The sequence below is a fragment of the Bacillus sp. TH22 genome (assembly GCF_016651015.1).
Classification (GTDB): domain Bacteria; phylum Bacillota; class Bacilli; order Bacillales; family Bacillaceae_G; genus Bacillus_A; species Bacillus_A mycoides.
In genome coordinates this window covers 4460233-4481390 of sequence record NZ_JAEKER010000001.1, presented here as the reverse complement: position 1 = coordinate 4481390, position 21158 = coordinate 4460233, and the positions used below count along the sequence as shown (strand labels likewise).

The 21158-nt window shown below is 34.8% G+C and carries 26 protein-coding genes, 1 pseudogene and 2 riboswitches; of the genes and pseudogenes, 11 read left to right on the top strand and 16 right to left on the bottom strand.

The genetic code is table 11. The features are described from left to right. The first annotated feature begins 184 nt into the window (after window positions 1-184). The gene (locus tag JFU18_RS23000) at window positions 185-1285 is read left to right on the top strand and encodes an ABC transporter ATP-binding protein (protein WP_002066938.1); all 1101 of its coding nucleotides are present in this window, start codon (window positions 185-187) and stop codon (window positions 1283-1285) included. Between the two features lie 69 nt (window positions 1286-1354). On the opposite strand, the gene JFU18_RS22995 is transcribed toward JFU18_RS23000, so the two are convergent. The 3 genes from JFU18_RS22995 to JFU18_RS22985 all read right to left on the bottom strand — a co-directional run bounded on the left by JFU18_RS22995 (window position 1355) and on the right by JFU18_RS22985 (window position 2783). After that, entirely contained in the window at window positions 1355-1864 is a 510-nt protein-coding gene (locus JFU18_RS22995) for an SDR family NAD(P)-dependent oxidoreductase (protein ID WP_002033807.1), read from the bottom strand. 65 nt (window positions 1865-1929) lie between these two features. Beyond that, window positions 1930-2028, bottom strand: a complete 99-nt coding sequence (locus tag JFU18_RS22990; protein WP_002142992.1) for a hypothetical protein — start codon at window positions 2026-2028, stop codon at window positions 1930-1932. 299 nt (window positions 2029-2327) lie between these two features. Next, window positions 2328-2783: an RDD family protein gene (locus JFU18_RS22985; RefSeq protein ID WP_002033806.1), complete on the bottom strand. Its 456-nt coding sequence runs from the start codon at window positions 2781-2783 to the stop codon at window positions 2328-2330. Window positions 2784-2914: 131 nt separating this feature from the next. Between JFU18_RS22985 and JFU18_RS22980 the strand changes: the two genes are divergently transcribed. Next, the gene (locus JFU18_RS22980) at window positions 2915-3346 is read left to right on the top strand and encodes a DUF3997 domain-containing protein (RefSeq protein WP_002033805.1); all 432 of its coding nucleotides are present in this window, start codon (window positions 2915-2917) and stop codon (window positions 3344-3346) included. 36 nt (window positions 3347-3382) lie between these two features. Here JFU18_RS22980 and JFU18_RS22975 read toward each other — a convergent pair whose 3' ends face one another. Both JFU18_RS22975 and JFU18_RS22970 read right to left on the bottom strand, forming a co-directional pair. After that, window positions 3383-4141: a hypothetical protein gene (locus JFU18_RS22975; protein WP_033715007.1), complete on the bottom strand. Its 759-nt coding sequence runs from the start codon at window positions 4139-4141 to the stop codon at window positions 3383-3385. A gap of 36 nt (window positions 4142-4177) precedes the next feature. Then, window positions 4178-4906 (bottom strand): DUF4184 family protein, encoded by a 729-nt coding sequence (locus tag JFU18_RS22970; RefSeq protein WP_201034277.1) that lies wholly within the window; start codon window positions 4904-4906, stop codon window positions 4178-4180. Between the two features lie 147 nt (window positions 4907-5053). Between JFU18_RS22970 and JFU18_RS30395 the strand changes: the two are divergent. Further along, window positions 5054-5322: pseudogene (locus tag JFU18_RS30395) on the top strand (hypothetical protein). A 10-nt stretch (window positions 5323-5332) separates the two neighbouring features. Further along, window positions 5333-6058: an AAA family ATPase gene (locus JFU18_RS22965; RefSeq protein WP_061674451.1), complete on the top strand. Its 726-nt coding sequence runs from the start codon at window positions 5333-5335 to the stop codon at window positions 6056-6058. A gap of 29 nt (window positions 6059-6087) precedes the next feature. On the opposite strand, the gene JFU18_RS22960 is transcribed toward JFU18_RS22965, so the two are convergent. The 3 genes from JFU18_RS22960 to JFU18_RS22950 all read right to left on the bottom strand — a co-directional run bounded on the left by JFU18_RS22960 (window position 6088) and on the right by JFU18_RS22950 (window position 8407). Further along, entirely contained in the window at window positions 6088-7263 is a 1176-nt protein-coding gene (locus JFU18_RS22960; protein ID WP_002128911.1) for an acetyl-CoA C-acetyltransferase, read from the bottom strand. A gap of 139 nt (window positions 7264-7402) precedes the next feature. After that, on the bottom strand, window positions 7403-7852 hold the full coding sequence (locus JFU18_RS22955; RefSeq protein WP_012261633.1) for an NUDIX hydrolase: 450 nt from the start codon (window positions 7850-7852) through the stop codon (window positions 7403-7405). A 261-nt stretch (window positions 7853-8113) separates the two neighbouring features. After that, window positions 8114-8407, bottom strand: coding sequence for a DUF3928 family protein (locus JFU18_RS22950; RefSeq protein WP_201034278.1), 294 nt, complete (start codon window positions 8405-8407; stop codon window positions 8114-8116). 176 nt (window positions 8408-8583) lie between these two features. On the opposite strand from JFU18_RS22950, the gene JFU18_RS22945 reads away from it, so the two are divergent. Continuing rightward, window positions 8584-9201: an ImmA/IrrE family metallo-endopeptidase gene (locus tag JFU18_RS22945; protein ID WP_113937160.1), complete on the top strand. Its 618-nt coding sequence runs from the start codon at window positions 8584-8586 to the stop codon at window positions 9199-9201. A gap of 15 nt (window positions 9202-9216) precedes the next feature. On the opposite strand, the gene JFU18_RS22940 is transcribed toward JFU18_RS22945, so the two are convergent. Genes JFU18_RS22940 through JFU18_RS22925 form a run of 4 tightly spaced genes read right to left on the bottom strand, consistent with a single transcriptional unit; the run spans window position 9217 to window position 11442 of the window. Beyond that, window positions 9217-9516 carry a hypothetical protein gene (locus tag JFU18_RS22940; protein ID WP_002128914.1) on the bottom strand — a complete coding sequence of 100 codons (300 nt, stop codon included), beginning with the start codon at window positions 9514-9516 and terminating at the stop codon, window positions 9217-9219. 51 nt (window positions 9517-9567) lie between these two features. Continuing rightward, window positions 9568-10329: a DUF1129 domain-containing protein gene (locus JFU18_RS22935; RefSeq protein WP_201034279.1), complete on the bottom strand. Its 762-nt coding sequence runs from the start codon at window positions 10327-10329 to the stop codon at window positions 9568-9570. 13 nt (window positions 10330-10342) lie between these two features. Further along, on the bottom strand, window positions 10343-11110 hold the full coding sequence (locus tag JFU18_RS22930; RefSeq protein ID WP_201034280.1) for a DUF1129 domain-containing protein: 768 nt from the start codon (window positions 11108-11110) through the stop codon (window positions 10343-10345). After that, window positions 11110-11442, bottom strand: a complete 333-nt coding sequence (locus JFU18_RS22925; protein WP_002014879.1) for a PadR family transcriptional regulator — start codon at window positions 11440-11442, stop codon at window positions 11110-11112. The genes JFU18_RS22930 and JFU18_RS22925 overlap by 1 nt, the downstream gene beginning before the upstream one ends. Before the next feature lie 196 nt (window positions 11443-11638). Here JFU18_RS22925 and JFU18_RS22920 point away from each other — a divergent pair, with 196 nt between their 5' ends. Next, a complete protein-coding gene (locus JFU18_RS22920; RefSeq protein ID WP_002190555.1) occupies window positions 11639-12415 on the top strand; it encodes a 3-hydroxybutyrate dehydrogenase in 777 nt (258 codons plus the stop codon). A gap of 150 nt (window positions 12416-12565) precedes the next feature. On the opposite strand, the gene JFU18_RS22915 is transcribed toward JFU18_RS22920, so the two are convergent. From JFU18_RS22915 to JFU18_RS22900, 4 genes are all read right to left on the bottom strand, one after another. Then, a complete protein-coding gene (locus tag JFU18_RS22915) occupies window positions 12566-12703 on the bottom strand; it encodes a YvrJ family protein (protein ID WP_002014881.1) in 138 nt (45 codons plus the stop codon). Between the two features lie 290 nt (window positions 12704-12993). Next, the gene (gene mtnA, locus JFU18_RS22910; protein ID WP_201031717.1) at window positions 12994-14049 is read right to left on the bottom strand and encodes an S-methyl-5-thioribose-1-phosphate isomerase; all 1056 of its coding nucleotides are present in this window, start codon (window positions 14047-14049) and stop codon (window positions 12994-12996) included. Next, window positions 14046-15224, bottom strand: coding sequence for an S-methyl-5-thioribose kinase (gene mtnK, locus JFU18_RS22905; RefSeq protein ID WP_002190558.1), 1179 nt, complete (start codon window positions 15222-15224; stop codon window positions 14046-14048). The genes mtnA and mtnK overlap by 4 nt, the downstream gene beginning before the upstream one ends. Before the next feature lie 88 nt (window positions 15225-15312). Next, a riboswitch (SAM riboswitch) is annotated at window positions 15313-15453 on the bottom strand. Between the two features lie 71 nt (window positions 15454-15524). Further along, window positions 15525-16388, bottom strand: a complete 864-nt coding sequence (locus tag JFU18_RS22900; protein ID WP_002131202.1) for a carbon-nitrogen family hydrolase — start codon at window positions 16386-16388, stop codon at window positions 15525-15527. 14 nt (window positions 16389-16402) lie between these two features. On the opposite strand from JFU18_RS22900, the gene JFU18_RS22895 reads away from it, so the two are divergent. The 5 genes from JFU18_RS22895 to JFU18_RS22875 all read left to right on the top strand — a co-directional run bounded on the left by JFU18_RS22895 (window position 16403) and on the right by JFU18_RS22875 (window position 20841). Then, window positions 16403-17593: a pyridoxal phosphate-dependent aminotransferase gene (locus JFU18_RS22895; protein WP_201034281.1), complete on the top strand. Its 1191-nt coding sequence runs from the start codon at window positions 16403-16405 to the stop codon at window positions 17591-17593. 52 nt (window positions 17594-17645) lie between these two features. Continuing rightward, window positions 17646-17751, top strand: a riboswitch (SAM riboswitch). A 64-nt stretch (window positions 17752-17815) separates the two neighbouring features. Continuing rightward, window positions 17816-19060, top strand: coding sequence for a 2,3-diketo-5-methylthiopentyl-1-phosphate enolase (gene mtnW / locus JFU18_RS22890; protein WP_002143008.1), 1245 nt, complete (start codon window positions 17816-17818; stop codon window positions 19058-19060). Further along, a complete protein-coding gene (locus JFU18_RS22885; RefSeq protein ID WP_002128925.1) occupies window positions 19057-19716 on the top strand; it encodes a 2-hydroxy-3-keto-5-methylthiopentenyl-1-phosphate phosphatase in 660 nt (219 codons plus the stop codon). Before mtnW ends, JFU18_RS22885 begins: the two co-directional genes overlap by 4 nt. Next, entirely contained in the window at window positions 19713-20351 is a 639-nt protein-coding gene (locus JFU18_RS22880) for a methylthioribulose 1-phosphate dehydratase (protein ID WP_201031721.1), read from the top strand. Before JFU18_RS22885 ends, JFU18_RS22880 begins: the two co-directional genes overlap by 4 nt. Continuing rightward, window positions 20329-20841: a 1,2-dihydroxy-3-keto-5-methylthiopentene dioxygenase gene (locus tag JFU18_RS22875; RefSeq protein WP_002165123.1), complete on the top strand. Its 513-nt coding sequence runs from the start codon at window positions 20329-20331 to the stop codon at window positions 20839-20841. Before JFU18_RS22880 ends, JFU18_RS22875 begins: the two co-directional genes overlap by 23 nt. Window positions 20842-21158: the final 317 nt, after the last annotated feature.

The following is a 21158-nucleotide window of genomic DNA, read 5'->3' as shown; positions in this document are numbered from 1 at the left end:
ATTTAAAATAGCGCTTACAATATTTATTTTCTTTTTCTAATAAAACATGTGAAACTTATTATATATTCATAGGAATAATGAAAACGTTTTATTTTTTTATAGTGTTTTTATTTCTTTTTTGAATCTATTCGTTTATAATAAATTCAAAGAAAACGTTTGCATAAACTTTCTAGGGGGAAATATCATGGCAGAACTTAAATTAGAAAATATTTATAAAATATATGATAATAACGTAACAGCCGTAACAGATTTTAACTTACACATTCAAGATAAAGAATTTATCGTATTCGTTGGTCCTTCTGGATGCGGAAAATCTACAACACTACGAATGGTAGCTGGACTTGAAGATATTTCAAAAGGAGAATTTTCAATTGATGGTAAGCTAATGAACGATGTTCCTCCAAAAGATCGAGATATCGCAATGGTCTTCCAAAACTACGCTCTTTATCCACATATGAGTGTGTATGATAATATGGCATTCGGATTAAAACTTCGAAAAATACCGAAAGATGAAATCGACCGTCGAGTGAAACATGCAGCTCAAATTTTAGGGCTTGAACAATATTTAGATAGAAAACCGAAAGCTTTATCAGGTGGACAACGTCAACGTGTTGCATTAGGTAGAGCAATTGTTCGAGACGCAAAAGTCTTCTTAATGGATGAACCATTATCAAACTTAGACGCTAAACTACGTGTTGCAATGCGATCAGAAATTTCTAAATTACACCACCGCCTTGGCACAACGACAATTTATGTAACACATGATCAAACTGAGGCAATGACAATGGCTTCACGCCTTGTTGTTATGAAAGACGGCAAAATCCAACAAATTGGAACTCCAAAAGAAGTATATGAAACACCTGAAAATATTTTCGTTGGTGGTTTTATCGGTTCACCCGCAATGAATTTCTTCCGTGGAAAATTAACTGAAACCGATTTCGTTATAGACAGTTCACTAAAGTTTAAAGTATCTGAAGGAAAAATGAAGTTATTACGCGAACAAGGCTATGTAAATAAAGAAATTGTTTTAGGTATTCGTCCAGAAGATATTCATGATGAACTATTATTTTTAGAAGCTTCACAAGCTACTACTTTCACAACAAAAATTGAAGTTGCAGAGTTGTTAGGGGCTGAATCCATTTTATATATGAAACTTGGAAATCAAGATTTTGCAGCACGTGTTGATGCAAGACATACTTTTTCACCTGGTGACCAAATTAAACTTGCTTTTGATATGAATAAAGCACATTTCTTTGATAGCCAAACCGAACAACGTATTCGTTAAAAAATAAAGTTCTATAATAGAACATACAAAAAAACCGTCCACATATATACTGGGGGCGGTTTTCCATTATTATACTAGGGCTTCTATTGTATGAAATGATTGTCCTCTCGTGCTAATAATACCAAAAACAGGTAAATCACTAAGCACCACTTCTTCTTGCTGTTTCATAAAAGATGACGTTAATTGTTTTATCTCTATCCAAACGTCATTAATACAAAGTACATTGGAATCGTTCTCTTGTTGGCGAGAAAAAATAGAATCTATTTTATATAGACCAGCATTTTGAAAAAGCATATCAATACGACTGTATGCCTCCATAGCAAAACTAATAACACGTTGCCAATCTCCTTGCTTCCCCATATCGTAGGATACAAAAAGTGCTTCTCCGCCTAAATCCGTAATTTCCTCGGCTGTTGCTTGTCCACTTTCTTGATCAATGTCCGTCACAATTACTTTTGCGCCTTGCTTAGCCAACAAAAGAGCTGTACTACGTCCAATACCGATGCCACCACCAGTTACAATGGCAACTTTTCCTGCAAGCTTCATTTTCATTACCCCTTCTATATGTCTTACCGTCATTCAGTATACTCCTTTATTAGATTAGTCCGCAAGCAGGAAAAGTTTATCCCACAACTTGTAAGCGATTACTTTTCTGTTTCTTTTTTTTTCTTACTATTATATTGATCGAAGGTTAAACCAATAAAAATAAGAATTCCCCAAAATATTAAGCTACCTCCAGTCATTCCAAATCCCCCTTTGTTATATAACGATATTATTTATATCCATTGTATCATTCTCTTAATTTTCAATCTATTCAAAACGAAAATAGGATGTTTGAATTAGCTACAGCTTCTTTAAACATCCTTCCGTAATATGGAAGGTACTATATAGGAGATATCCACCCTATATCAATTCCATTCATCTAATTTTATGAAAAAATAAGAGAATGATGAAATTTTTCACGAAATTAAAAATAAGACTTTTTATATACAAACGATAAAAAGTCTTATTTCATTAGTAGCACGTATAATCTAAATATTAATTATACAAGACTCATCACTTTCGTCTTTGCAATTAAATCATGGAAGCCACAATTATCTTTGCGGAATAACATCATATATACATTGCATATTAATGGAACTCCAAGTAATAATATGCTTGGTAATAATAATACCAAAAATCGTATTATTAATGTTTGTAACGTTAGTTTTTCACTTGTTAACGAGATTATTTTTGTTCTTGTTACCTTTTTACCAAGTGTAGAACCGTTCCAAAGAAAAGGTAACAGAATAAAATTTATAGCCATTAATACGAAAACAAGTGTAAGGTCATATCTATAGTCACCTAAACTTATATTAAAACGATCAAAAATAGCACTATAGTTTCCTGTAATAATAGCTACTACTGCACCGTACGTAACCGAGATTAAAAACATGTCAATAAGGGAAGCACCTATGCGATTCATTACAAGCGCTGGACGATGCATCTTTAACTTCATTTTGTGTCGACTCCTTCATATCCTTCTTTACCCGTTTCATCGTACCACTTCTAAAAAACATTGTAAACTGGCGTTTCGCTTACTTTTCTTGTACAATGTGTTACAACAGCATTATAAAGGAGGTTCCCATATTGAAAAGATGGATAATCCTATTTGCCGCACTCTTATTAACAGGTTGTACAGGCAATACAAACCATTTAACTTATACAATTAACGATGAATATGAACTCATCCATACTTCTGGAGATGCATTTGAACTTTTCCCCTCTCAGGATGCTGTATATGCTACACAATACATCCCTGCAAAGATTACAGAAATTGCTTGGGACGATAAATACATTATCACAAAACAAATTGAGGAAAAATCAGATCCAAATAATCCTGACGCAGCAATTACAAATAAAAAAAGTGAACATTATTGGATTATCGATGTAAAGCATAATAAACGATTCGGTCCTTATAATGAAAAACAATTTAACGAGCAAAAAGATGCTTTTAAAATTACAGTACCTTTTCAAAGTGTAGATTCATATGTGAAAGAACTAAAAAAACAGTCAGCATAACTTTTTATGCTGACTGTTTTCGTTTAAATACACACCTTACTTAGAAAATGAGATATTGAAAGTTTGTGGCTCTTTAACAGCTTCATGAGTATCTCCCACTGCTAAATCATCTGTCGTAAACTTAATATCCTTTACCTTCTCTTTTCCATCATCGAGTATTAAACCGATAATTCCTTCTCGTGTCTCACCAGGTTTATAATCTTCCCTTGATACACTCTTTGTGCCTACAAGTGTGTCTTCTTCATATAAAAAGTTTTGAGTCGCTACATTAAAATGCTGTTTGTCATTAATAATAACATCATTCATAGAGAAGAATTGCATGTTCTTATTTCCACTATTCTCTACCTTATATGTAATTTCAACATACCGAATCGTATCGCTAATCTCTGTTCCACTTAACGATGCATATAATTCAGCGTCTTCTTGACTCACTTTATCTCCCAATCTACGCTTTACTTCTTCAGGAGTTAATGCAGTATACACTTTCAATGTATTTTTTGCATCTTTGCTCATTTGTGATAATGAGATAACTTTAACGTCTTGTACGTGAATTTTCATTGGGGCTACTTCAAATGTCTGATTCACAGAATGCATCTGTTCTAATTCAAATGTCCCCCACCCTTTTTCTTTCACTTTTTGTCCTACTTTTTTAAGCTCACGCCCACCATACTCTTTTGTTTCTGGAATAGATTCTTTCTTTTTAGGTTCTGCCTTCTTTTCTTCTTGATGGAAGCAACCACTTAACATAAGAAGAAAACTACATAAAACAAAAATACTTTTCCATGCTTTCATGATTTAATTTCTCCTAACACTATCATTCATTAAAATATATTAGTCCCTTGATTTGTAAACTATAGAAACGATAAGAAGTCCACAAAACGAACTTGTCAGTCCAGATACTATTATACCTCCTATTTGGAAAATATGAAAATAGGGGTCTAATAACGCGTGCACGATAAATATAATGGCCGTCACAACGATAGATGAAGCCCAATATTTCTTTTTTTCCGAAGTTAAACTAGTATCTTGATCAGTTTCCCTTCTATATTTCCATAGCACATATATTAGTAATAGTAGACCAAAACACGTACTCCCATGCTGTAAAAATTTATAAATTGGAATACTATATACTTCTTGCTGTAACAGCGGTATTTTCATAACAAAATAGCCTGTCTTATGGGTAAAAGCATCCCAAACGACATGCGTCACCATACCGAATAAAGCAGAATAGCAAAATACAAAAAAATCTTTCCAAGTATAAAGCCCACACTTCTCACCTACTACATATTTATAGTAACTAGCAAAAGGCTTAGGTAAATGTGTTATAAATGGTCCTTTTAAAATACGATGATATGCATATGCTAATAAAAAAACGAGTGGTAAATTCAAATAGAAGAAACCAGCCCATGTATGGCCAATAATACCGTATGGCCTAAAATATAAAAAATATTCAAAATCAGGTGCCATACTACCTAATATAAGAGCCGTCACCGAAATATAACTAGAATGTTTCTTAGCAAAAGGGAGAACAGCTGCTGGATGTGCAAATGTAAACGGCATATTAATACTCCTCTTCATATTTCTAATAGAATATCATCTATCATAACGAGAGAATTAATCTTGATGCAATATTTATTTTCACATTGGAATATGATAGTTTACGTGTTATAATCCACATAAAATATTCAGAAAATAGGAGGAGTTCACGTGTCGTTAACACTTGTATTTTTTCTTGTTCTGTCTACCTTTTTTTAAGTACATACATTGGCTTCTTTCTATGGAAGCACTTGAAAATTATAAAATATATGCCTGCTCTCTTTGGCTTTATGAGCGTTCTTTTCATTTTTATATGGAAAAGAATGACTTTCGGCTGGGAAGGTCTCGGTTTTGGCGCACTTCAATATACAATATTACTAGCAAGTTGTATTACACTTGTATTTGCTGCTTTTTTAGAATCAAAATCCGTTATGAATTGAGGTTTATATATTGATTGACGTACCCTTTTTAAAAAGTGTCACATTACAAAAAGAAAATATCCCTAGCTTTTCCGCATATCCATACTGCTTACCGGCTATACGAACATTACAATCACTCCTTTTCCATCCGAATGTAACATTCATTATTGGAGAAAACGGAACGGGGAAATCAACATTACTCGAAGCGATTGCAGTTGCTTTAGGTTTTAATGCAGAAGGTGGAACGAAGAACTTCCGTTTTAACACGTACGATTCACATTCATCTTTACATGAATACATTCGAATTTCAAAAAGTTTCAATACACCAAAAGACGGTTTCTTTCTTCGCGCTGAATCATTTTATAACGTTGCTTCTTATATCGATGAAATAGATGCTATAAAATCTTATGGCGGCGTTTCACTTCACGAACAATCACACGGCGAATCCTTCTTCTCATTATTTATGAATCGTTTTTCAGGACAAGGTTTATACATTTTAGATGAGCCTGAGGCAGCTTTATCCCCAATGAGACAACTTTCAATGCTCATTCGCATGCACGAACTAGCTGAACAAGGTTCACAATTTGTTATCGCGACGCATTCTCCCATTTTAATGGCTTATCCTGAATCTACTATATACTCTTTAACTCAAGAAGGGATTCACGAATCGACATTAGAAGAAACGGAGCATTACCAAACGACGAAACTTTTCTTTGAAAATCGCGATCGATTATTTCATCACTTATTTGAGTCATAAAAAAAGAGGCAGCAATCGCTGCCTCTTTTTTATAATGCTTCTATAAATAAAGCTACTCCAATACCGCCTCCAACGCATAGAGAGGCAATACCTTTCTCTAATCCACGTCTTTTTAATTCGTGAATTAAACTTACCGTAATACGAGCTCCTGTACAACCAATTGGATGTCCAAGTCCTACACCACTACCGTTTACATTCACTTTCTCACGGTCTAACCCTAACTCTTTCTCTACAGCTAAATATTGTGCAGCGAAAGCTTCATTAATTTCAAGTAAATCTGCATCTTCTAATGACCAATCTACTTTTTCTAATCCTTTACGAATTGCTGGTGCTGGTCCAATACCCATAATTTTCGGATCTACACCCGCTACTGAGTATCCAACAATTCGAGCTAACGGTTGTAAGCCTTTTTCTTTTGCTTTTTCTTCGCTCATTAATACTAGAACTGCACTTCCGTCATTAAGACCAGATGAATTCCCTGCAGTTACTGATCCGTCTTTACGGAAAGCTGGTTTTAATCCTGCTAATTTTTCCGCTGTAATATCTGCACGTGGATGTTCATCCTTCGCAAATACAACTTCTTTTCTACGTTCTTTTATTGTAATAGGAACAATTTGATCGTCAAAGTATCCAGACTCCATCGCTTGCAACGCTAATGTATGACTACGAAGCGCAACTTCATCTTGTTCCTCTCTTGTAATTTCATATTGTTCAACTAAATTTTCCGCTGTTTCACCCATCATAATATGGTGAATCGGATCTTCTAAAACTTCCCACACCGTATCACGAATTTCTCCGTGCTGTAGACGTTGTCCCCAGCGGTGTTGTTTTAATGCATAAGGGCTCGAGCTCATTGCTTCTACTCCACCTGCAACAACAATATCACTTACACCTAATTGGATTTGCATTGCAGCAGACATAATTGCTTGCATACCTGAAGAACATTGACGTTGAATTGTATAACCAGTAACTGTGTCAGGAAATCCTGCCGCTAATGCAGCTGTTCTTGCCGTATTTGCTTCATCAGTTCTTTGAATACAATGACCTAAAATTACTTCATCAACTTCATGTGGCTCTACTCCGCCTCTTTTTACAGCTTCCTGAAGTACAGGAACAGCTAATTCTACTGGTGTTATATTTTTTAGTGCTCCTCCGAAAGTTCCAATTGGTGAACGAACTGCAGCTGTAATGACAACATTATGCATTTTGTACTTGCCCCTCTCTTATGTACCCTAGTAAATTTGTAGGTGAAATTCCATAAGTTGTATGTCTAAAATTATCATACTATAAACATACCAAAAAATCAAAATATTTAATATAATAAAAATAGAAGGAATTAACCTTCTATTCTGTCAATGCGTATAAGAATTTTTGTAATATCTTCTCTGTCGTTTCATTCAATTTTGGTAACTTATCTACTGGAAAATATTGAAGTTCTAACCCTTCATGATCGAGCTTTAATTCTCCGCTTACATGATGTGCCTGATACAGATGAATCACATTAAAAATTTCATCTCCATTTGGATAACGGAAATAAACTTCCTTTCCTGAAAGAACGCCAAGAAATTGCATAATTTTCGCGTTTAGTCCCGTCTCCTCGAATAATTCTCTACGAGCAGTTTCTTCTGTCGTTTCTCCCAGTTCCATTGCCCCACCAGGTACGCCCCAATCATATGTATCTGAACGATATTGAAGCAATACTTCTTGATTATCATTTAATATAATAATTGCTGATCCTACTAAAATAAGTGGTCTTGTACCAACTACTTTGCGTAACTCTTCAATATACCCCAATATGTAAACTCCCCTTTCCTCACCCTTCCTTATCATAACAAAATTCTCTTTCTTTTGTTGCTGTAATTTTCAATAAAAAAGGAAGCTTCCACTTCCTTTTTTTACCGTTATCCTGCTATTTGCGGGCGGTAAGACCCCTACCTTAAAATTCAGCGAAAGTAAAGAAGTTAGGTGGGGATCGGGCTGCCCATAAAAGCCCTATTGGTGAGGGCTGATAATCAGTGGGCGATGAACAAAACCCCCACTGATTAAAGTTTCACTTTATTTCTTAAAGCTTTCGTATTTTACAACTTCAAAAGCTTCTTCAATTTCCTCATTATGATAATGGACATATGTAAAACGCCCTAATTCTACTAACCTAGCTATTTCTTGTAACACTTTATGCTGATCATATGTTTCTTCAATTGTAATATGTACATAAAACTTCATTAATGGATGTTCATATAAAGGTTCTCCCACCTCTACATATACATCTTCAACCCCTTGCACAACTCTTACATAGCTCGCAAATTGATACAGAGCTTCTCTGTCTGAAACGATTTTTAATGTATACATATATTCTCCCCCTTTTCTTTACTATATCAAAAAGATGACCATACTACGTTATAGAACTATGAAATTTTTTCGACTTGTATTATATATATTCGTGCGATAAACAAGGCGTTTATCCATACATAGAATCTTTTCCCACATATATTATAGGAAGAATTTGTTCATTTGAGGTGTTCCTTATGGATTCATACGTTAATATATGTGTTTGCATTACTCCAGGCGCCGATATTTCTGACGACCGTATTGCAAAAGATTTAGCAGTTGCAGAATCAATTTGGCATCCCATTACATTTCAAATTAAAGAAGTAATTGTACTAAACGAGCTTTTCCGTTTTTCTAATCGAGAAATTAGTTATAAAAACTCCATTCAAAGTCAGGAAAAATTATCATCTTTTTTTCAAACTTGTGTTAACGAAGCTCCTGAATGTGACCTTTATATTTGTTATATTGGCAGTGATTATTTCAAAGAAACCGCAGTAATCGCTTGCGCTTACTCTCTAGCGAAACAACAGCAACTTACTGGTTACATCGTTTTAACAAACTCAGCTGCTCCAATGAAAAATATATACACCCTCGCTCACGAAATTGGTCATATTTTATTTACAAGACGAATTCATGGAAAACTTACGCACGCAGATCCCCACTCTCCAACTGGATCGGAGCACCACCCTTCTCCAACAAATCTTATGTATCCTATAGTCCCTCGCCCTGAAAACGTCCATATTCATTCCTTATTAACAAACGAACAAAAGGAACTCTCCTTACAAAGTTCTTTATTACAAAGAAAAAAACAGTAACGATATTGTTACTGTTTACAACAATATATTCCAATCAACAAACCAAATACCGGCTGCTAGAAATAAAAACATACAACTAAAGATAAACGTAATCCCTCTAAAAATACCTATATAATATTTCTTTGGAAATACTTTTTTGCATATCCAGAGCAGCCCTTTTCCTATTAAACCGAAGAACAAAACATAACCCGATGTGTCATCTAATAAAGTATCGAAATAGTCATCATGTACCTTTTTCGAAAAGGTAGTATATAGCCCAAAAATCGTTAAACCTAAAAATATAATAGACAATATACCTAGAAATATACTTTGCATATTTGTTCCCCCCTTAATAAAAAATTCAGTTCGTGCACTATTAATATAAAGCTAGCTTACAGTTTTTTTCTCCTCATTTTTCAAAGACCATCGCATTAATACATACAAACTTCCGTACAGAAGTAAAGGCTCTAGTATTCCCCAATATGGGTTTTGCTTCCCTAATTCTTTAAATACAAACATAATTAATAGCGGTACGATAACAGCTAATATTCCAATCCATCCAAGTATAAAAGCTTCACCAATTAACAACACTAATAAGACAATTCCAGCTAGTATATAACTTTGCATAGTAGTTAATTGCAATACAGGTGTCCCATACCATTTATTCATAAACATTAATAATACTAGTAATAAAATTGGTAGCAAAGCTGCTACATAAATAATGCTAAATTCTTTTATTTTGCTTTTAAATGATGACATCTTAAAAGCAAAAATAATAGCCACAATAGTTATCATTAAAACAATTGGGTACCCAATCAATTGTACATTCGTTAATGTAAATTCATGATTCGGACTTTCAAATAAAATATTTGTAATTAACCAATATCCACCTATCCCAATTATCATTCCTAAAATAGTCTTTATACTCCCGCTTTTATCCTTCTCCATCTCATTCGCTAATTCTTCTGCATATTCTTTTGGCGAATCACCAAATATATCACTTACCGTCTTTCCTTTTTTCTCACCTTCTATTAAATGTAGCTCTGCATCCTCTAGAAAAGCATCTACATCTTCTTCTTTAATTCCCTTCGTAATTAAATACACTTTCGTATCGATTAAAAACTTTTCCCCTTCTTTAGAAACTTGCATTAGAATCCCTCCCTTAATTAACCGTTTCTCTTCTATTCGCCTTCATCATAATTTCAAGGAAGATTAAAATAAACATACTTCCGTATAAACATATAATTTGAAATAACATTGGCACGAGATCTTCCGATGTGAACGTTTTAAAAACTAACATAATAGAAAGCGGAATAATTAAATATAAATTTTTAAACCATCCTTCAAAATATATATTTATCGCTACTGTGATAATAAAAATAGCTCCAGCTAATATATAACTTTGCGTTTGGGTGAATGTAAACATTTTGGTAGGATAGATTACATCTAATATCGTAACAACTCCTATTAAAAACATTGGCGCAATCATGACTAAAAACCACATAGAAAACCACGTTTTTGTAAAACTTGTTACGAAGGTCATTTTGCGAAGTAAAAAATTAGGACCTATAACAACTAAAATCAAGGAAAAACTATACCCAACGCACTGAATAAGTGAAATCTGTAACATTCCGTTATTCACTATTAAGATAGAAGCAATAATCCAAAACGATACAATATTCATTACTGTAAAACCAATTTGCTTCCACGTTTCCTGTCTATCTCTTTCCATTACTTTTACAAGTTCATTTGCATACTCTTTCGGTGAGCTTCCGAAAATATCTTCTACACTTTTCCCATCACTCTCACCCTCAATTAAATGGAGTTCCGCATCTTCTATAAAATTTTCAATATCGCTTTCTTTCACACTCTTTGCCGCTAAAAATAATCTCATTTCTAATAAAAAATTTCGCGCTTCATTTGATAACATTATTTTTTTCTCCCCTTCCCTTCAAGTAGACGCTCTACACTACTTTGCATCGCTTCCCAGCGATCCATAAATTCATCCAGTGCTTCCTCGCCTTTTTCTGTTAATGTATAATATTTTCGCTTTGGACCAGATGGAGATTCCTTCATTACACTTGTTATTAATCCTTCCTTTTGCATTCGTATTAATAACGGATAAATACTTCCCTCACTCGCCATTGTGAAACCATACTTCGCTAATCTTTCACTCATTTCATAACCGTATATTTCACCTTCAGAAATAATAGCAAGTAAGCATCCTTCTAAAATCCCTTTCAGCATTTGACTTGTCGACATATTTCAAATCCTCCCACTATCTTGTTTTACAAGATAGATAAGCGTAAGTATCTTGCTTTACAAAATAGTATAGCAAACGCTACTTTGCAAAACAAGATAGCTAGCAATATTTTTCCAAATGTTTGCAGGAATTTTATTATCACCTCTCTAAATAGAGCAATAAGAGAACTTTTATTATGAAGGAGTGTTTTTCATCATGGTTACAAATCGAGTTGTCTTTTTAACAGGTGCTGCGAGCGGTATTGGTTATGAAATGGGAAGTGCTTTCGCAAAAGAAGGTGCGAAAGTTGTCATTAGTGATCGTCTTGAAGAACGTGCGAAAGAAGCTGCTGAACAATTGCAAAAAGAAGGCTATCAAGCCATTGGTTTAAAATGTGACGTTACATCTGAAGAAGAAATTACAGCAGCAATTTCTCAAACAGTTACTCACTTCGGCTCATTAGATGTATTAATTAACAACGCAGGAATGCAACATGTTTCACCGATTGAAGATTTTCCAACTGATAAATTCGAGCTTCTTATTAAAATTATGCAAATCGCTCCATTTATCGCCATCAAACATGCCTTTCCGATTATGAAAAAGCAAAAATATGGTCGTATTATTAATGTTGCTTCGATTAACGGACTTGTTGGATTCGCTGGAAAAGCTGCCTATAATAGTGCCAAACATGGTGTAATTGGATTAACAAAAGTTGCTGCTTTAGAGGGAGCAACTCATGGAATTACTGTAAATGCTCTTTGTCCCGGATATGTTGATACCCCTCTTGTACGAAATCAACTACAAGACTTAGCAACTACGCGAAATGTACCACTTGAAAATGTTTTAGAAGATGTCATTTATCCTCTTGTACCACAGAAACGTTTGCTACAAGTACAAGAAATTGCTGATTATGCTATGTTTTTAGCGAGTGAAAAAGCAAAAGGTATAACTGGTCAAGCTGTCGTTATCGATGGTGGTTATACTGCTCAATAAAGTGAAACTTTAATCAGTGGGGGTTTTGTTCATCCCCACTGATTATTAGCCTTCACCAATCGGGCTTTTACTGCCCATTAATGCGGGATAAAAAATAAAGTTTGCTCTTCGCGAGCAAACTTTATTTTACTTTCTATCGCGAGGATCTTTCTACTTTAGTAATTGTTTAGGGAGTTTCTCAATTGCAACAATCACTCCGTCTAATTTACTTTCAATCCGATGGAGTAAATATAGCGTTACAACAATTGGAAAGCCCACATTACCTATCATCCCGATCCACTCTTCCATCTTTCTCTCCTCCCTTCATTACATAAATAAGAGGAAACGAAGACTTAAGGCATAAAAAACAAGCTATTTTTTATTAGCTTGTTTTTTAACTACTCAGCCATACATTTCATTTTTCAGCATATAGATTGCTACCATGAAGATACAAATGGTCCTACACCTTGCTACCTTTCTTTGTTTTAAAACGTTGCGCGTGGTAGGAACAGGCACTTACAGCTCCTATACATAGCCAGTCCCTCTCGACCATTTAAAAACATGCTTTTCTACCGTTTTTTTATATAGCGACTGAGCAGTTAGCTTATTTTTTCAAATAATGATGTAATTTCTTGCTTATAATCTCCACGTAAAATACCTTTCTCAGTAATAATCCCCGTAATTAATTCATGCGGTGTTACATCAAATGCGGGGTTAAATACAGGCGTTCCAAGTGGCGCCACTTGTTTCCCAAAAATTTTCGTAACTTCTGTTTCATCTCTTTCTTCAATGACAATTTCAGCGCCTGTTTGTTTCGTAGTATCAAATGTAGATAACGGTGCTGCAACGTAAAATGGGATACCGAAATACTTTGCTAATATAGCTAAATTTAATGTTCCTATTTTATTAGCAGTATCACCGTTTTCAACGATTCGATCTGCCCCTACGATAATCGCATTAATTTCTTTCGTTCGAATTGCATGTGCTGCAGTATTATCCGTAATAAGCGTTACATCAATGTCTGCTTGTTTCAATTCCCATGTCGTTAAACGACCACCTTGTAAAACCGGCCTCGTTTCACACGCATACGCATGTAAACGCACACCCTTCTCTTTCCCAATATAAAATGGGGCTAATGCTGTTCCATATCTAGCAGTTGCAATACTTCCAGCGTTACAAATTGTTAAAATTTTATCACCGTCTTTAAAACATGTTAAAGCATGTTCTCCAATACTTCGGCACACCATTTCATCCTCTTGCTGAATATGAAGCGCTTCTTCTTCTAATATTTTTTGAGCTTCTTTTATTGTAGTAATCTCTCGAATAGATTCTCTCATACGATCAATTGCCCAAAATAAATTGACTGCTGTCGGGCGTGATGTTCCTAAATAGTTACAATCTCTATTAAACTTCTTCTGAAACTCATAGATATTTATAGCATCGTATTTCTTTGCCGCAAGCGCCAAACCAAACGCAGCTACAATTCCAATTGCAGGCGCTCCTCGTACTTCTAACATAATGATACTTTTCCATACATCTTCAATATTCGTTAATGTTTTGTATTCAGTGACATGCGGCAACTTTGTTTGATTTAATACTGCAATTGCATCACCTTTCCAACTTACAGATCTCGGAATAGTAATAATTGTACTCATGCTTTTACGCCTCCAACTGTCTGTTGAAATAATGTTCGAAACAGTTGAATATCAGCACACTTGGCTTCATATTTTATTAGTTCTCTACCTAAGGATAACGCTTGTTTTTTAGCTTGAATTCTATTTTCTTTATTTGCTATCCCATCTAAATCCGCTACATGAGCTAAGCCAATTGTTCTACGAATCAGTTCACATCCGGCAAATCCGACGGCATCAGTAAAGATATTTTGCAAAATAATTGGTAACCATTGTTTTTCTTTCGTATATGCTTCTACACCTTCACCAATCCATAACTTCGTAAAGTTTTCTACAAAATAACTCCATGTCTTTTCTATATGGAAAAATAGTACACTTCTCTTTTCTTCTTCTCTAGATAAAGCATTTAATAATAGATTTGCAATAAATTGACCGATATCAAATCCAAATGGACCGTACGTTGCAAATTCTGGATCGATCACTTTCGTTTCAGAAGGTGATGAAAAAATACTACCAGTATGTAAATCACCATGAATAAGCGCTTCTTTTCTCGTTAAAAACTTATATTTATATTGTGCTACTTTTAGTTTTAAAGTTTTGTCACTCCAAAGTTCATCAATCACTGACTGTAAATCTGACTCATAATCATTCGTATCATAATGTCCAAATGGATCCGTAAAAACTAAATCTTCTGTAATTTTACTAAGGTCTGGATTTACAAATGTACCTTCTAGTACCCTTTTCTCTTCTGACTGTAAACCGAAATCTGAAGTATAAAACAAAACATGTGCTAGAAAACGACCGATATGCTGGGATAAAAGTGGATATCCTTCTCCATCTATTAATCCTTTTCTTGTAATTGTTAGTCTTGATAAGTCTTCTATTACTGTAACTGCTAACTCTTCATCATGACTGTACACTACTGGAACATAATCTGGCACATACTTCGCAAAAATTTGTAATGCTTTACTTTCAATCGTCGCTCTTTTTATAGACAGTGGCCAGCTCTCACCAACTACTTTCGCATATGGCAGTGCTTGTTTTATTATAATAGACTTCTCTCCATCATCTAATTTGAACACGTAATTTAAATTTCCATCTCCAATTTCATGACAAACTACATTTGCTTTCTTTTCAAAATAACCGTGTTCTTTCGCATATTGTATAGCTGTTGTTTCAGTTAATGAATAATATCCCATCGTCTTCTCCTCCTTTTCATTCAGAGGTTTTTCTAAAATAGAAAAACCCCTTTCCACAAAGAAAGAGGTTTGAAGTTTATCTTCTCCCCTCTTATCTGCCAGAAAGTTTACTTTCTGCTGGAATTAGCACCGTGCCTTTTGGCGTCATAAACGCCCCATTTCACAATGGTATTACGGTCGGTTGCTGGGCTTCATCGGGCCAAATCCCTCCACCTGCTCTTGATAAGAGTTTTATAATTTTTAGAATTTTTAACTTTATGATGAAGACTATACCAAGAATAAAAATCACTTGTCAACATTTTATTTGTATAATTCTGGACGACGATCTGCAAAAACCGGAATTCCTTTACGTACCTCTTTAATTTTCTCGAATTTAAGTTCTCCAAATAAAATTGATTCCTCTTCATTTGCCTCTACCACAACTTCACCCCAAGGATCCACAATTAGAGAATGACCTGCAAACTCATTATTCGGATCCTTTCCTGCTCTATTGCACGCAACAACATAACACTGATTTTCAACTGCTCTCGCCTGTAAAAGCAAACGCCAATGTGCTAAACGTACTAATGGCCATTCTGCTACAACAAATAAAACTTTTGCACCTTTAGCAGTATGAACGCGCATCCACTCTGGAAAACGAATATCATAACAAATTGTACCAGCACACTCTACATCATCTAACTTAAATTCACCTGTCTCATTACCAGCAACTAAATATTTATGTTCATCCATCAGCTGAAATAAATGTACTTTACTATATTCATTGACTAGATTCCCTTCATTGTTTACAACATACATTGTATTTGTAACCCCTTGCTCTGTTTGCTTTGCTATGGAACCACCAACAATATGTACACCATATTGCTTCGACCATTCTTTCAACTTTTCTTTCGTTTCTAATCCATCCGTATCTGCAATTTCAGAAAGTCTCGTTAAATCATATCCTGTTGTCCATAGTTCTGGTAAGACGATAACATCTGGTCTTTCTTTCATCGCTTCACTTATTTTTTTTTTAGCGTTCTCAATATTTTTTTCTACATCTCCAAAGACAATATCCATTTGAATACATGCGACTTTCATTTTTTCAGCCCCATTCTCATTTTTTTCTTTACAAAATACTGGAAAGATTATATCATTTGTCACTAGAATTGTAACAACTTTCAAAAGAGGTGGAAAGTATGAAATTATTTCAACCTTCTGAGATAGTAACATCATTGCCAACACAATTTTTCGCTTCACTTGTTGCAAAAGTTAACAAAATCGTTGCAGCTGGTCACGATGTTATTAATCTAGGTCAAGGTAATCCAGATCAACCAACACCGCAGCATATCGTTAAAGCTTTACAAGATGCTGCTGAAAAGACCATTCATCATAAATATCCGCCATTTCGCGGACACGAAAGCTTAAAAGAAGCCGTGGCAACATTCTATCAACGTGAATATGATGTAGTAGTAAATCCAAAAACTGAAGTTGCTATTTTGTTTGGCGGAAAGGCTGGATTAGTAGAATTACCAGTTTGTTTTACAAACCCTGGTGACACTATTCTCGTTCCAGATCCAGGCTATCCAGATTATTTATCAGGAGTTGCTTTAGCAAAAGCACAATTTGAAACAATGCCGCTTATTGCAGAAAATAATTTTTTACCGGATTATACAAAAATTGATGACTCTGTTGCGGAGCGAACAAAGTTAATGTTTTTAAACTATCCAAATAACCCCACCGGTGCTACTGCATCAAAAGATTTTTTTGATGAAACCATTCATTTTGCTAATAAACATAATATATTAGTTGTTCACGATTTTGCTTACGGTGCTATCGGATTCGATGGTCAAAAGCCTGTTAGTTTCTTGCAAGCAGACGGCGCTAAAGATACAGGTATTGAGATTTACACTTTATCGAAAACTTTCAATATGGCTGGATGGCGTATTGCTTTTGCAGTAGGAAATGAAAGTGTCATCGAAACTATTAACCTATTGCAAGATCATATGTATGTTAGTATTTTTGGTGCAGTTCAAGATGCTGCCCGCGAAGCACTATTAGGCTCGCAGTCTTGTGTGGTAGATCTTGTTAATAGTTATGAATCTCGGAGAAATGCTCTTATTTCAGCTTGTCACTCAATTGGTTGGAAAGTAAACATTCCAACAGGATCATTCTTTGCATGGCTTCCTGTTCCAAAAGGATATACATCTGAGCAATTTTCTGACATTTTACTAGAAAAAGCACACGTTGCAGTTGCTCCTGGTGTTGGATTTGGTGAGCACGGCGAAGGGTATGTCCGTGTTGGTCTCTTGCATACAGAAGATAGATTACGAGAAGCAATTAATCGAATTGATAAATTAAATTTTTTCAAAAAGTCATTGACAACATAAAAAATATCTGACAAAATTCAGTTATCTTAAAAATTTAAACATTTCTAAATACTTCTTATCAAGAGCAGGTGGAGGGACGAGCCCGACGAAACCCGGCAACCGATCTACAATTGTAGACACGGTGCTAATTCTCGCAGCGTTACGCTGACAGATAAGGAGCTGGTTGTAAAAAAACCTCTCCTTAGCTGAGAGGTTTTTTTATTTAACTAGGAGGTTATAACAATGAGCGGAATTATAGCGACATATTTAATCCACGATGATTCTCACAACTTAGAAAAGAAAGCAGAACAAATTGCAATCGGTTTAACAATTGGTTCATGGACTCATTTACCACACTTATTACAAGAACAATTAAAACAACATAAAGGCAATGTCATTCATATTGAAGCGTTAGACGAACAAGAACATATTAACTCTTACCTTGGCAAAAAAGTATCACGTGGACTCATTAAAATTCATTATCCATCGCTGAACTTTAGCCCTGACTTACCAGCCATTTTGACAACAACATTTGGAAAACTTTCGTTAGATGGAGAAATTAAACTAATTGATTTAACATTCTCAGACGAATTAAAGAAACAGTTCCCTGGACCAAAATTTGGAATTGAAGGCATCCGAAACCTTTTACAAGTTCAAGATCGACCTCTTCTAATGAGTATTTTCAAAGGGATGATAGGACGGAATATTGGATATTTAAAAACTCAACTACGCGATCAGGCAATTGGAGGCGTAGATATTGTAAAAGATGATGAAATTTTATTCGAAAACTCATTAACACCACTTATAAAAAGAATTGAATCTGGTAAAGAAGTTTTACAATCTGTATACGAAACTTACGGGCATAAAACTTTATACGCAGTAAATTTAACAGGTCGAACTTATGATTTAAAAGAAAACGCGAAACGTGCGGTGGTAGCTGGAGCAGACATTCTTTTATTTAATGTATTTTCTTATGGATTAGATGTACTGCAAGCACTTGTAGAAGACGATGAAATTCCAATTCCTATTATGGCACACCCTGCTGTAAGTGGCGCATATTCATCATCGAAACTATACGGTTTCTCTTCTCCATTACTACTTGGAAAATTACTACGTTACGCTGGTGCTGATTTCTCTTTATTCCCATCACCATACGGCAACGTTGCATTAGAAAAAGAGGAAGCTCTTCTCATTACAGCAGCATTAACTGAGGAAGACCACTATTTCAAGAAAAGTTTTTCTGTTCCATCTGCTGGAATTCATCCTGGTTTCGTTCCCTTTATTTTACGAGATTTTGGTAAGGATGTTGTTATTAATGCCGGCGGCGGGATTCATGGGCATCCAAATGGAGCTCAAGGTGGTGGCAAAGCTTTCCGTGCTGCAATTGAAGCTACTTTACAAGGTAAACCACTCCATGAAGTGGATGAAATAAATTTGCATAGCGCACTACAAATATGGGGAAATCCTTCTCATGAGGTGAAATTATGAGTATTCAAGTATTTTGTGATTTCGATGGTACGATTACAAATAACGATAATATCATGTCCATTATGGAAAAATTCGCACCACCAGAAGCAGAGGAAATAAAGCAAAAAATTTTATCGCAAGAACTTTCTATTCAAGAAGGTGTTTCTCAATTATTTCGATTAATACCTATTAATCTACACGATGATATTATTCAGTTTTTACAAGAAACTGCTGAAATCCGTACAGGTTTTCATGAATTCATACAATTCATTAATGAAAATAACATTTCCTTTTACGTTATATCAGGTGGAATGGATTTCTTCGTCTATCCACTCTTACAAGAAATAATCCCTAAAGAACAAATTTATTGTAATGCAACTGACTTTTCAGGAGAATTTGTTGAAGTGAAATGGCCGCACCCTTGTGACGAGCAATGTCAGCATAGTTGTGGTCTCTGTAAATCATCATTAATTCGTAAACTAAGCTCTAAAGATGATTTTCATATTGTGATTGGAGATTCTATTACTGATTTACAAGCAACAAAACAAGCAGATAAAGTATTCGCCCGTGACTTCCTTATTACAAAGTGTGAAGAAAATCGTATTGCTTATACACCGTTTGAAACATTTCACGATGTTCTAGCTGAACTAAAACATTTGTTGGAGGTGAAATTATGAAACAACTTTTTCGTCAATGGTATGACTTAAGTGAAATTAAAAAAGAATTAACAACTCGGAATTGGTTTCCAGCAACGAGTGGAAATATTTCTATAAAAGTCAGTCATGATCCACTTACTTTTCTTATTACAGCAAGTGGTAAAGATAAAACAAAAACTACTCCAGATGATTTTCTATTAGTAGATCATCTAGGGGTTCCCGTATTAGAGACTGAATTACGCCCTTCAGCAGAAACAATATTGCATACACATATTTATAACAATACGAATGCCGGGTGCGTACTTCATGTTCATACAACTGATAATAATGTCATCACAAATTTATATAGTGATGCAGTCACCCTTCAAAATCAAGAAATTATTAAAGCTCTCGATATTTGGAAAGAAGGTGCAACGATTAACATTCCTATTATCGAAAACCATGCCCATATCCCAACGCTTGGAGAAAACTTCCGAAAGCATATACAAGAAGATTCGGGAGCAGTATTAATCCGTAACCATGGTATTACCGTATGGGGCCGAGATAGCTTTGATGCAAAGAAAAGATTAGAAGCTTATGAGTTTTTATTCCAATTTCATATAAAACTATTATCAATTCAAGGAGGCGTTTCTAATGGCGCAAATTCGTATTCATGAAGTAAATACTCGTATCGAAAATGAAGTGGAAGTATCTAAATTTCTACAAGAGGAAGGCGTTTTATATGAGAAATGGAACATCTCTAAGCTTCCTACTCATTTAAATGAAAATTATTCGTTAGCAGATGAAAACAAGGCTGAAATATTAGCTGTGTTTTCAAAAGAAATCGCCGATGTTTCAGCGCGCCGAGGTTATAAAGCTCATGATGTAATTTCACTTTCAAATGGCACACCTAACCTTGACGAATTATTAATTAATTTCCAAAAAGAACACCATCATACTGACGATGAAGTTCGCTTTATTGTCAGCGGTCATGGCATCTTCGCTATTGAAGGAAAAGATGGTCGATTCTTTGACGTTGAACTTGAGCCTGGTGATCTTATATCTGTACCTGAAAATGCAAGACATTATTTTACCTTACAAGATGATCGCCAAGTTGTAGCTATTCGTATTTTTGTTACAACAGAAGGTTGGGTTCCAATTTATTAAGGTAGCTAGTTGAATAAAAGATTGGAACCCCTTTTCCAATCTTTTATTCACTCTACATATATACATCCTCCTATGGAACAGGCTTATTTCATAACATTGAAGTAAGCCTGATTTTTTATTTACTAAAATGATTTGTCCCTTTCGTTTGTTCAAATCAAATATCTCGAATCACAATTCCACTTTATCAAGTATATTTCGGAATTTTTTTTGAACATTTATTGAACTTTTTTTGAAATTTTTCTGAAAATTCTGTTTTGTATATGATATACTACAACTAATAAGAAGGAAATGAATATTGCAAACAGAGGGGGATAATC